The sequence below is a fragment of the Alcaligenes aquatilis genome (assembly GCF_003076515.1).
In the GTDB taxonomy this organism is placed as follows: Bacteria; Pseudomonadota; Gammaproteobacteria; order Burkholderiales; family Burkholderiaceae_B; genus Alcaligenes; species Alcaligenes aquatilis.
On the sequence record NZ_CP022390.1, the window covers coordinates 555,338 to 567,473 of the forward strand.

9 protein-coding genes are annotated in these 12,136 nt (G+C 57.9%); 7 read left to right on the top strand and 2 right to left on the bottom strand.

Annotated features, from left to right (window positions below):
* Positions 1 to 75 precede the first annotated feature (75 nt).
* The 3 genes from CA948_RS02590 to CA948_RS02600 all read left to right on the top strand — a co-directional run bounded on the left by CA948_RS02590 (position 76) and on the right by CA948_RS02600 (position 3,114).
* Positions 76 to 1,995, top strand: coding sequence for an FUSC family protein (locus CA948_RS02590; RefSeq protein ID WP_094196222.1), 1,920 nt, complete (start codon positions 76 to 78; stop codon positions 1,993 to 1,995).
* Entirely contained in the window at positions 1,995 to 2,459 is a 465-nt protein-coding gene (locus CA948_RS02595; protein WP_094196223.1) for a MarR family winged helix-turn-helix transcriptional regulator, read from the top strand. Before CA948_RS02590 ends, CA948_RS02595 begins: the two co-directional genes overlap by 1 nt.
* A gap of 124 nt (positions 2,460 to 2,583) precedes the next feature.
* Positions 2,584 to 3,114 carry a CinA family protein gene (locus CA948_RS02600; RefSeq protein ID WP_094196224.1) on the top strand — a complete coding sequence of 177 codons (531 nt, stop codon included), beginning with the start codon at positions 2,584 to 2,586 and terminating at the stop codon, positions 3,112 to 3,114.
* A 38-nt stretch (positions 3,115 to 3,152) separates the two neighbouring features.
* Here CA948_RS02600 and acnA read toward each other — a convergent pair whose 3' ends face one another.
* On the bottom strand, positions 3,153 to 5,807 hold the full coding sequence (acnA, locus tag CA948_RS02605) for an aconitate hydratase AcnA (RefSeq protein WP_108727245.1): 2,655 nt from the start codon (positions 5,805 to 5,807) through the stop codon (positions 3,153 to 3,155).
* 234 nt (positions 5,808 to 6,041) lie between these two features.
* Here acnA and CA948_RS02610 point away from each other — a divergent pair, with 234 nt between their 5' ends.
* Together CA948_RS02610 and CA948_RS02615 are read left to right on the top strand one after the other, a co-directional pair.
* Positions 6,042 to 7,049, top strand: a complete 1,008-nt coding sequence (locus CA948_RS02610; RefSeq protein ID WP_094196226.1) for a GntR family transcriptional regulator — start codon at positions 6,042 to 6,044, stop codon at positions 7,047 to 7,049.
* A 4-nt stretch (positions 7,050 to 7,053) separates the two neighbouring features.
* Positions 7,054 to 8,214, top strand: coding sequence for a 2-methylaconitate cis-trans isomerase PrpF family protein (locus CA948_RS02615; protein ID WP_094196227.1), 1,161 nt, complete (start codon positions 7,054 to 7,056; stop codon positions 8,212 to 8,214).
* On the opposite strand, the gene CA948_RS02620 is transcribed toward CA948_RS02615, so the two are convergent.
* Positions 8,211 to 9,197, bottom strand: a complete 987-nt coding sequence (locus tag CA948_RS02620) for an AraC-like ligand-binding domain-containing protein (RefSeq protein ID WP_094196228.1) — start codon at positions 9,195 to 9,197, stop codon at positions 8,211 to 8,213. The genes CA948_RS02615 and CA948_RS02620 overlap by 4 nt on opposite strands.
* A 305-nt stretch (positions 9,198 to 9,502) precedes the next feature.
* Here CA948_RS02620 and CA948_RS02625 point away from each other — a divergent pair, with 305 nt between their 5' ends.
* Positions 9,503 to 10,684 (top strand): ABC transporter substrate-binding protein, encoded by a 1,182-nt coding sequence (locus tag CA948_RS02625; protein ID WP_094196229.1) that lies wholly within the window; start codon positions 9,503 to 9,505, stop codon positions 10,682 to 10,684.
* A gap of 38 nt (positions 10,685 to 10,722) precedes the next feature.
* Positions 10,723 to 12,114, top strand: coding sequence for an aromatic ring-hydroxylating dioxygenase subunit alpha (locus tag CA948_RS02630; protein WP_094196230.1), 1,392 nt, complete (start codon positions 10,723 to 10,725; stop codon positions 12,112 to 12,114).
* Positions 12,115 to 12,136 lie beyond the last annotated feature (22 nt).

Sequence of the window (12,136 nt, forward strand, 5' to 3'; positions counted from 1 at the left end):
GCGGGTGTTAATTGAATAGGTAGGTAAGCTATCTATATAATCATGCTTTAGCGACTGTTCAGTTTCCCTTTTCTTATGTTTGCCTTTTCTCCCTGGATGCAGTTGGATCGGCCTGCGCTCTTGCATGGCCTGAATATGGCCATGGCTGCCTGGCTGTCCTTTGCGATTGCTGTTTTGTTGTCCGTTGATAACCCCTTTTGGGCTGCCATGCCGGTGTGGGTCTTGTCCCAGGCCTATCGGGGCCTGGTGTATGAGCGGGCCTTGTGGCGAATTTTGGGAACCTTGATAGGAGCAGGGCTGGGCTTGGCGTTTTTGCATTTGCCCAACGCCTATTTGCAATTGTTGGGTATGGCGCTGGTGGTGGGCGTGGCGTCGGCTTTGACCCACGTGTTGCGGGGTGCCTTGTCCTACTTGCCCATGTTGGCAGGCATCACCATTGGTGTGGTGGTCTTGCCGTCTGTGCTGGCACCGGATACGTCGCTGGACTTGGCCTTGTCGCGGGTGGAGTGCACCTTGATCGGGGTGCTGGTGACAACCTTGTTGTGTTCCCGGACGACACCGCGCAGTCAGCGCAAGACGTATTACCAGCGTGTGCGTGTTTTGGCAGCCGATGCCTTGCGTTTGGCGGCGCACGCCTTGGGACCGTCTTATGCACAGCCGGATCAGGCCTTGCTCAGCCGGATCCGCCAGGAGATGGTGGACCTGGACGGCCAAGCCCGTATTTTGGCGGCCGGTTCCTGGGATGCGTATCGCCGCTTGCCTTATGTGGATGCGTTTTTGTATGCGGTGATCGAGTTGCTGGCTGCCAGTGAAATGATTGTGCGTCAAAGAGAAAGAGGGCGGTGCCTCGCCGCTGATTATGCATCGTCCTTGCTGGAGCAGGCGCAACGCCTGCAGGACGGTCAGCCTTTGAAGGTGCTGGCAAAGACGGCAGCCAGACAGGAGGGGCAAATCAGCCTGGCCCGTTTGCGCCGTGCCATGGGGCAAATCCAACGGGCAGAAGAAGGTTTGTTTGCCACTCAGGCGCCCGCCCGACGTGGTCGCCACCGCTTTCTGACCACGCCCGCTATTTCTGTAGATTGGCCCTTGGCAACTCGCACGGGACTGATCAGTGGCTTGGCGGCTTTTAGTGCCGGGGCAATTGCCTTTGCCTTGTCCAGCCCGGCGCTGGAATTGATGGCCATGGGGGTGTGTACCTTCTCCATCATTCTGGGCTCCATGCCGCGCCCGCAGTTAATGAGTCGCACCATGTTTACCGGGATTACTGTGGGTGTGGTGGTGGCCAGCTTGTATCGTTATCTGCTTCAGGGGCATTTGGTGACGGACTGGCAGGTGATTGCCTCGGTACTGCCCTTTGTGGTGATCGGGGGCTTGTTGCGCGCAAATCGTCCAACATCGGCTTGGGCGCTGGATGCGAATATGTGTTTTCAGTTGGCCAGCCAGGCGGGAATGGCAGCGGTGACTGGACCTATCATCCTGAAAGAATCCCTGCCTTTGCTGGCGGGTTCGGCGGTGGTGTGCAGCGCTTTTTTCCTTTTGCCGCGTCGTACGCATCCTCGTGGCCAAGCGCTGGTGCGGCGAGTCGTGCGTGAGCTGTATCCCTTGATACGTCGTTCCCGCCCCCGTTTGTTTCGTGTATGGCGTGGGCGAGTGGCCCGGCAATGGGTGCAGTTATTGCACTGGATGGGGGAACAGACTCCGCCGGGCCTGTTGTCACTGATCAATTTGGGACGTGGCGTGATTGAACTCAAACGCCTGGCCAAGCGCGGGGCGCAGCAGCAGGCGTGTGTATCGCTGGTAGGTGAGCTGCTGGAAGGGTTTGAGCACCAGCCGCAGGAATTGGCCCAACAACTGCAGCGCATCAGCCAATCTTGCAGCGATACCGTTTTAGCGCAGGCGATATTGGACGTCGCCCAGTCCCTGCAAGGGGCCACACCGGTTTTGGTTTATGCTTACCCGCCTAATGCTATGCCGCGCGCTGTGGAGACCTCCTGATGAATCACCAACTTTATGAAAGGTTCGGCTTGTCCATGATTGTGCTGGCGCGCCTTTACCGTCGTGAATTGGATCAGACCCTGGTGCGTTACGGTGTGTCCGAGGCCACTATTTTGCCTATCCGTTATCTGGCTCAGTTGGGTGAACCGATACGGCAAGGGCAACTGGCACGCATGATGCGGCTGGAGGGACCAACGCTGGTGCGTCTGATCGATCAGTTGGAGTCTGGCGGCCTGCTGGCGCGCCTGCCCGACGAGCAGGACAAGCGTGCACGCCTTTTGTGCCTGACCGATAAAGGGCGCGACTTTCACAAACGTTTGCTGGAATTGCTGCGCCAATCTCGTGCTCCCTTGTTTGAAGGGATCCCGGACGAGGATATAGAAGCGGCCTTGCGCTGCTTTGATCAACTGGCTAGCAACCTGGGGCTGGAAGCAACGGATATGTCCAGCCTGTTTGGGGACTGATCAAGTTTCTGGGCAGCGTAAGCGCATGTTCCCGATGGTGAGCAGAAAGCAGGAGCCGGTTTCCTGCTTTTTTACTTTATGGTTGAATAAACCGTCCTTGTTTCAGCAATAAGGAGGGTATGCCATGAACGATGTAGATCTTGCTCGCTTGGTTAAAACCATGACCGAGGCCCGGCTGACGCTGGCAACCGCAGAATCCTGCACAGCAGGTCTGATTGCGTCCACGCTGGCTGACCAAGCGGGGGCGGCAACCGTACTCGATTGTGCTTTTGTGACTTATTCGCCGCAGGCCAAGTATCGATGCCTGGGCGTCGATCAGCGGGTGCTGGCAGAAAACAATCTGTGCAGTGAAGCAGTGGCACGGGCTATGGCCAAAGGAGCGGCGGAATTGACTCCGGCCAATGTGATCATTGCCAATACGGGGGTGGCGGACGATATTGCAGAGCCGCAGATTCCGGCCGGGACGCAATGTTTTGCCTGGCTGTTCAAGCCGCAGGATAAATATGATCCTTTGGTCGTCTATACCGAAACCATTGTGTTTGATGGGACGCGGGATGAAATCCGTCAGCAAAGTGCGCATCACGCCTTGCTGCGCATCGAGCATTGGTTGCGACTGGCCAAACAAGAACGCCAGGGTGTGACCCCTGGCGTTTGATGTGGCGAACTAGCTGGATGAGCTAAGCCTGCACAGGCTTAGTTCTCCAGGTACTTGCGCCAGACGCGTGGCAGGATACCGCCGTGGCGCCAGTACTCCATGTCCTCGACCGTATCCAGGCGCACGATCACCGGCACGGACTGGGTGCTGCCATCCAGACGGTGGATGATCAGTTCGGCTTGGGAACGTACCCCCAGGTTTTCTTCCAGGCCTTTCACATCAAAGGTTTCGGTGCCATCCAGACCCAGGGTGTCGGCATTGGTGCCGTCCTGGAACTGCAGAGGCAGCACACCCATACCGACCAGGTTGGTGCGGTGGATACGCTCAAAGCCTTCTGCGACCACGGCCTTGACACCCAGCAAAGCGGGGCCCTTGGCGGCGGAGTCGCGCGAGGAGCCGCAACCGTAGTTCTTGCCGGCAATCACCAGCAGGGGAACCTGACGTTCTTGATAGGCCTGGGCCGCTTCAAAAATACGCATCACTTCGCCTTCAGGCATCACCTTGGTGACACCGCCTTCCACGCCGGGAACAATCTTGTTGCGCAAACGGATGTTGGCGAAGGTCGCACGTTTGACCACTTCGTGGTTGGCACGACGCGTGGTGTAGTTGTTGAAGTCTTTTTGCTCCACCCCCTTGGACAGCAGGAAGTCAGCGGCAGGCGTACCCAGGCTGATCGAACCTGATGGCGAGATGTGGTCGGTGGTGATGGAGTCACCCAAAATCGCCAGCGGACGCATGCCGCGCAGGTTGGCCACGGGGGCGGGCTCGCGTTGCAGGCCGTCAAAGTAAGGCGGTTTGCGGATGTAGGTACTGTCGGCTTCCCATGGGTAGTGGCCGCCATTGCTTTCGCGGGCCAGGGCGTCCCAAGGTTCGCCGCCGTCGTACAGCTCGGCATAGCGTTCGATGAACAGGTCGCGGTCGTAAGCGCCGTGGATAGCTTCTTGTACTTCGGCCGATTTGGGCCAGATGTCGCTTAGGTAGACGTCTTTACCGTCCTGATCTTTGCCCAGCGGGTCGCGGGTCAGGTCTACATTCAGGTTGCCGGCCAGGGCGTAGGCTACGACCAGAGCGGGCGATGCCAGGTAAGCAGCACGCACGTTGGCGTGAATACGGCCTTCAAAGTTGCGGTTGCCCGACAGCACGGCGGTGGCGATCAGCTTTTCCGACTCAATTGCGTTGACGATATTGGCAGGCAGCGGGCCCGAACCACCGTTACACGTGGTGCAGCCAAAACCAGCAATGTTAAAGCCCAGCACATCCAGGTCATCTTGCAGTTGGGCGCGTTCCAGCACGTCGGCAGTGACCTGGCTACCGGGCACCAGCGAAGTCTTGACCCAAGGCTTGCTGCGCAGACCACGAGCCACGGCGTTACGGGCCAGCAAACCGGCGGCCATCATATTGGCGGGGTTGGCCGTATTGGTACAGGAGGTAATAGCGGCAATGACCACATCGCCATCATTCAGAACAAAGTCCTCGCCTTCCACGGGCACCGCACGTTGCGGGTCGTAAGGACGGCCAGCAATTTTCTGGTGATGGGCGGGGAAGGACTGGGCCGCAGTATCCAGATCCAGGTGATCTTCGGGATTGCTGGGGCCAGCCAGACTGGGTTTGATGCTGCTCAGATCCAGTTTCAGCACGGTGTCGTAAACAGGAGCGGGAGCGGCCGGATCGCGCCACAGCTTTTGAACCTTGCTGTATTGCTCGACCAGATCAATCTGCTCTTGCGGACGGCCTGTCATGTGCATGTAGTGCAGGGCGGCGTCGTCAATGGGGAAGAACACGGCGGTGGCACCGTATTCTGGGGCCATATTGGCGATCATGCCGCGGTCGCCCAGGGACAGCTCGTCCACGCTGGGGCCAAAGAACTCCACAAACTTGCCAACCACGCCCAGTTCGCGCAGTTTCTGGGTAATGACCAGCACCAGGTCGGTAGGTAGCACGCCGTCATTCATCTTGCCGGTCAGCTCGATACCCACTACGGCAGGCAGGGCGATGGCAACGGGCAGACCCACCATCACGGCTTCGGCTTCAATACCCCCAACACCCCAGCCCAGAATGCCCAGGCCGTTCACCATAGGCGTGTGGCTGTCGGTGCCCACACAGCTATCTGGGTAGACCAGATCCACGTCCTTGCCTTCCTCGGTCCAGACAACCTGACCAATATGCTCGATGTGCAATTGGTGCATGATGCCTTTGCCGGGCGGCACGACTTTGACGCCATCAAAGTTGCTGGAACACCAGCGCAGGAAGGCAAAGCGCTCGCCATTACGTTGGTATTCGCGCGCCAGGTTGATGTCGGCCGCCTTGGGGTTGGCCCAACTGTCCACTTGCAGGGAGTGGTCAATAATGACGTCGATAGGCACCTGTGGCCGAACGCGGCTGGCGTCGCCACCGGCGGCCTCAACGCCTTCGCGTAAAGCTGCCATATCCAGCAACATCACCAAACCCAGAATGTCCTGACCAAATACGCGGGCAGGGTAGAAGGTGATGCCGTCGCCCACCTTGCGCTGGAGCAGGGAATCAATCTCCTGATCCACATCGGCGTGACGCACGGCCTTTTGACGACAGAGGTTTTCCAGTAGAACGCGCAGCGAATACGGCAGTTTTTCAATACCGGGTATGTCGGCGATAGGAACGTAACGTACGGAACGTCCGTTCAGGGACAGCGTTTCTAGGGCAAGAGACTGAGACATGGCAAACGATTCATCCGTAATGAGAAGGTTGGAGGGGGCCGACCTGAGGGCCCTCTGACTACGTCATCGCTGTGTGAATCCGTGTGGACTCGCGCGATGTCAGCGGGCTTTCGACAAGAATAATCCCAACAAAATTATGCGTCTGGAGCCTTTGTAAAACAATTAAATTGTATTTTGTTTGTATATAATACAATAAAACGATCCAGGATCGCTTCGATTTTTAGGAATGTCGGCATGAAAAGCCAATCCAATTCTTTGCATGTCACTTTGGCGCATCGCCTGCTGGATTACGTGCGGGCCGGGCATTTGCAGGCCGGGCATCATTTGACGGAACAATCTCTGGCCGAGGCGCTGGGTGCTTCGCGCTCGCCCATACGTGGGGCGCTGGCCTATCTGGCGGAAAAAGGGATTGTGGGCGCACAGCCACCTCGGCGTGGCTTGTACCTGTTGAAAGGGGCGGACCAGCTCGGTGTGATCGAAGAAGAGCTGGGCACCAGCCAGGACGACCAGATCTACTTGCAACTGGCCCGCGACAAGCTCTCGGGTATCTGGGGTGATACCTTGTCGGAAAATGACGCCATGCGCCGTTACGGCCTGACGCGCGAACGTGTGCGCCGTATTCTGGCTCGTGCCGCTAATGAGGGCTGGATAGAGCAACGTGCCAGCAAAGGCTGGTCTTTCCTGCCCATGATTGACGGCCCCCAGGCCTGCGAAGAAAGCTATACCTTGCGTCAGATGCTGGAACCCGCCGCCATGTTGCTGCCCGGTTTTGCCATTGACTCCACCGTTTTGCGCCGTGTGCGGCTGCAACAGCAAGCCTTGGCCGACGGCGGCTGGCGTCACGCCGGGCATGCCGAGATGTATCAGGCCAATGCCACCTTCCATGAGGCTTTGGCCTCCTTGTCCGGCAATCGCTTTATCGCCCAGACGGTGACACGTCAGAATCAGTTGCGGCGCTTGCTGGAATATCAGGAAACGCTGGATCGGGAACGTATTCGTCGTCAATGCCTGGAGCATCTGGCGATTCTGGATTTGCTGGAAAAGGGCGAACGCGCTCAGGCCTCCGCCTTGCTGGCCCGCCATCTGGGCAATGCCAGCGAGGAAAAAGTGCAGCAACTGGAACGACAACAGCAGCGCACGACCCGATCAGACTCTTTTAGTGAACCGATTGTCTCTCACGCCGAACCCATGCAGGAGACGGCGCAATTTTCTTTAATGGCGCAAGCCAAGAACCAGGAATAACGTGATGAAGCAAAAATCCCTTCCCGCCGTGTTCATGCGTGGTGGCACCAGCAAAGCCTTGATGCTCAATATTGCAGACCTGCCTGCCGAGCGCGACGACTGGACGCCTCTGTTTTCCGCCGCTATGGGTACGCCGGACCCTTACGGTCGCCAACTGGACGGTATGGGCGGCGGCGTCTCCTCTCTGTCCAAGGTGTGTATTATCGGCCCGTCCAGCCATCCGGACGCCGATGTGGACTACACCTTTGCGCAAGTGGCGATCAAGGAAGAGAAGGTGGATTACCGTGGCAACTGCGGCAATATGAGCTCGGCAGTTGGCCCCTACGCTGTTGAGCAAGGCATGGTCAAGGTTCAGGACGGTGAAGCGTGTGTGCGCATTCTCAATACCAATACCAACAAGATCATCCACGCCCATTTCACGGTGGAAGAGGGTCAGCCCCGTTACGACGGCGATCTGTCCATTCCCGGCGTAGGCGGCACAGGTTCGCCTATCCGTCTGGACTTTGTAGAACCAGGCGGTGCTTCTACCGGTTCCTTGCTGCCTAGTGGTGAATTGACCGAATGGCTGGATGTCCCTGGCGTAGGCCGTATCGAGGTGTCGCTGGTGGACGCGGCCAATGCGGCGGTGTTTGTACGTGCTGCGGATGTGGGCCTGACCGGTCTTGAACTGCCTGATTGGCTGGAATCGCACCCTGAAGTGCTGGAGCGTTTGGACGCGATTCGTGTACAGGCTTCGGTACGCATGGGTATTGCTCCGGATGTGGACGCTGCGCGTCAGATTCGCATCGTGCCCTTTGTCTGCATCGTGTCGCCCGCCCAGGACAACCCCACCTTGTCCGGCGACGTGGTTCCCGCCCAAGAGATTGATCTGGTTGCCCGCGTGATTTCCAACGGCCAGCCGCACCGCGCCTTACCACTGACCATCTCCTTGTGTACCGCTGTGGCGGCTCGTTTGACGGGTAGTCTGCCCTCGCAATGCCTGTCCGACTCGGTTGCCCCGCAAGGCCCGCTGCGTCTGGGCATGCCCTCTGGCGTACTGACAGTTGGTGCGGAAGTGGAAAAGAAAGACGGCCAGTGGTATGCCAAGGCTGGTTCCTTCTACCGTACGGCGCGCCGTCTGTTTGATGGCCGTGTCTGGGTTCCCGGCAAGGCCCTGAAGGACTAATCCACGATACGCAAGTCCTGCGAGGGCGAACGCCCGAAGCGGGACTTGTAGTCGGCACAGAAGCGGCCAAAATGGTTAAACCCACAGCGCAAGGCAATCTCGCTGACCTGGGTGCCCGGCACCGCGTGGCGGATGGCCTGTTGGGCCGCTTCCAAACGAATCTGCTTTAAGAACTGCATGGGGCTTAGCCCCCGTTCCGTACGGAACGCCAAGGTCAGGCTGCGTACACTGGCACAGGCAGCGGTGGCGATTTGCTCTAGCGTCAGGGCCTCGTCCAGGCTGGCCCGCATGAAATCTTCGGCTCTTTGTACCCGGCGCGAACTGGCCGGGCGCACGCTTTGCTGCAATTGCTGGCTGTAGTTACCCGGCTGGGTATGGAACAGATGCAGCAGAAGATTGTCCTCGGCCTGACGCGACCACTGATCCATTTCCGGCGGCAAATGCCCGCCATAGGCCAGCAAGCTGCCAATCTGGTGCTGCCAGGCACAGCCGTGTGGCGAGTCCAGAGACATGCCCGCCGCAAACTCAATGGGCCGATCCAAGCTCAAGCCCAAGGTCTGCCGGGCCACTTCTTCCAGCCTGTGGCGTGGGATCTTCACTAAAAACTGCTCACAGCCCTGTTCCCAATCCAGTTCAACCTGGAGGGAAGGGGAGATCACGCTGGCAATGTTAGGGTTGGCCTGGACGTACTCCCGACCAACCCGAATACAGGATCGTCCCTGTATGGGGACTTGAAACAGCAAAAAGTCTTCCAGAATGCCGGGCGATACCTGCACCGCCGCGCCATATTTCAGCAAGACAAAGGAAAAACTGTGGCTGCTGGCGTAGCGCAGGGACGCGTCGACTGGGCCGTCATTCCAGGTCAGACGGTGTTCGGTTAGAAAACCGGCGGTCTCGCTGCGTGTCTGGTCCGGGCAGCGCGATTCAAAGCGCGGCGCACTGTGTTGCAAGGGGGCCAGCCCTGACATAAACCACGCTTGCATGATGTGTGTCTCCAAATTTTTGCCGGTTAGGGATAAGGCTTGCCGAATCTGGATAGCCGCCTGTTCTGAGCCGGTCTAATGTATTTCAAACCTAAAACAGTAATCCTGTCCCGGCACCTTAGCAGATTGGGATACGACTGGGAATTGCTGTATTCACGTAGTCCCTTGGGGCCGTTCTCTGCGGCCTGCAGGACAAGCGCCGCACAAACCACAGGCGTCAGTGATACACAGCTTCCGTCGTAGTGGGGGTGATCCCAGGCAGACCTGAAGTCCAGTTTTTTGACAGACAGAGGACGGAGACAAACATGAAAAAACAAGTAGCGTTTTGTATGAGCACGCTGGCCTTGGCCCTGGCCTGTAGCCCGGCGTCCAGTCAGGAAGTATTCAAGGTGGGGCTATTGACCACCTTGTCCGGCCCTGGTGCGGCTATTGGCCAGGAAATCCGTGATGGTTTCGAGCTGGGCCTGAACCACTCGGGCGGCAAGTTCGGTGGTGTGGATGTGACCTTGGCGGTGCTGGACGATCAGCAAAAACCGATGGAAGGCCGTCAAGCAGTGGACCGTCTGGTCAAGCGCGACAAGGTCGATGTCATTACCGGCATTGCTTTTTCCAACGTGCTGCTGCCCGTGATGCCCACGATTATGGGCAGCGACACCGTCTATATTTCCGCCAACACGGGCCCGGCTGAGTATGCGGGTGAGCATTGCAACCCCAATTTCTTCAGCGTGTCCTGGCAGAACGAGGATATCCCTGCCGCCATGGGCAAGTACGTGACCGATCAGGCGCACAAGAAAGTCTATTTGATCGCCCCCAATTATCCCGGTGGACGTGAGTCCATTGAAGGCTTCAAGCGTCTGTTCAAGGGAGAGATTGCCGACGAGGTTTATGTGAAGGTTGGCCAGATGGATTACGCCGCCGAATTGGCCCAGATGCGGGCTTCGGGTGCGGATGCGGTGTTTTTCTTCCTGCCCGGCGGTATGGGCGTGTCTTTTATCAAGCAGTTGATCAACTCGGGTCTGTCTACGCAGATGGCCGTATATACCCCTGGTTTCTCGGCTGACCAGGACACGATTGGTGCTATTGGCGAGTCCATGAAGGGCATGGCCAACGCCGCCCAATGGTCGCCGGATTTGGATAACCCCGCCAACAAGCGTTTTGTGGCGGAGTTTGAAAAGACCTACGGTCGCCTGCCGTCCATGTATGCCTCCCAGGGCTATGACGCTGCTTTGTTGCTGGATGGCGCATTGAAGTCTGATCCCAAGGCCGCCACCGACCGCGAGGCCTTGCGCAAAGCCTTGCGCAGCGCACCGTTCGAGTCCGTGCGCGGGGCTTTTGCCTTTAACAACAACCAGTATCCGGTGCAGACCTACTACATGCGCGAAGTGGCCCCGAATGACAAGGGTCAGATGAGCAACAAGATTGTGTCCACCGTATTCGAGCAGTTCCAGGATCATTTTGCACCGCAGTGCAAGATGGAAAAGTCATAAAGAGGGTGCGTCAAGCATCCGGCAGCAAGGAGGTAATGATGAGCTATAGCAACGAACAGTTGTCCGCATTGGTGCGGGGAGACAGCGTACATAAATCGGTCTATACCGACCCTGAAATCTTCCGTCTGGAGATGGAACGCATTTATGGCCGTGCCTGGATCTACATCGGCCACGACAGCCAGGTACCTAAGCCGGGCGACTACCACACTACCTTGTTGGGTGGTCAGGACGTCATCATGGTGCGCGGCAGCGACAAGAAGGTGTACGTGCTGTACAACCGTTGTCCACATAAGGGCGCGAAAGTGGTGGCCGATGGCTGTGGCAATGCCGGCAAGTTCTTCCGCTGCCCTTACCACGCCTGGACCTTCAAGCTGGACGGCCAGCATCTGGCCGCGCCCATGAAAAACGGCCTGGAAAACACCTGCTTTGATCCTAAGCACCCGGACTTCTCCATGCGCCGTGTGGCTCGTGTGGAAAGCTATCGTGGCTTTGTGTTCGCCTGTCAAAGCGCCCACGGCCCGGATCTGAAAGAGTTTTTAGGCCCCATCATCACCTCCATCGACAATCTGTGCGATCGCTCGCCTGTGGGTGAAGTGGAAGTGGCCGGTGGCAGCTTCAAGGTCTGGCAGCCTTCCAACTGGAAAGTGTTTTACGAAAACCTGCACGACACCATGCACGCGAATGTCACGCATGAGTCGTCCTACGTGGCTGCCCGCGAACAGGCCGAGGATTACGGTTCCATGCCGTTGGAACTGCATATCATGGACGGAAATGGTGAGCCTTACGGTTTCTGGGAAAAGCTGGATCTGTACGCGTTTGATAATGGCCACGGCTACATGGAAGGCATTTTCAATCCAGGGGCCATCGAAACCGACCCGGTCACCAAGGCGCACTACGAAACCCTGAAAGAAGCCTATGGTGAAGAAAAAGCCCTGAACATTCTGGGCGAGAACCGTCATAACAGCATTATTTACGGCAGTGGCTCGCCACACACTGTGTTCCAGCAGTTCCGTGTGATTCGTCCGGTAGCGGTGGACCGCACCCACGTGGAGATCCAGTTGTTCCGCCTGAAAGGCGCTCCGGACGATATCTATAAGCGTGGCCTGATGTACGCCAATCTGATCAACTCGCCCTCGTCCAATGTGATGCCGGACGATATCGAAGTCTATGGCCGTTGCCAGGAAGGCAATAAGACCCATGGCGGCGAATGGATCAGCATGCACCGCTACGACGGCACCGATAAGCCTATCGAAGGCGGCATGGTGGCCACCAACGGCACCAGTGAATTGCCCATGCGCAACCAGTTCCGCGCCTGGAAACACTTCATGACCACCACTATTTATGATGCGCCTGCGCAGTCGCAAGACAGTGGTAAAGCCACCGTGCGCTCGGCCTCTGGTGAGCCTATTGCCCCCGCAACACAGGCTTAAGCGGGCTGCTGTCCGAGCCAAG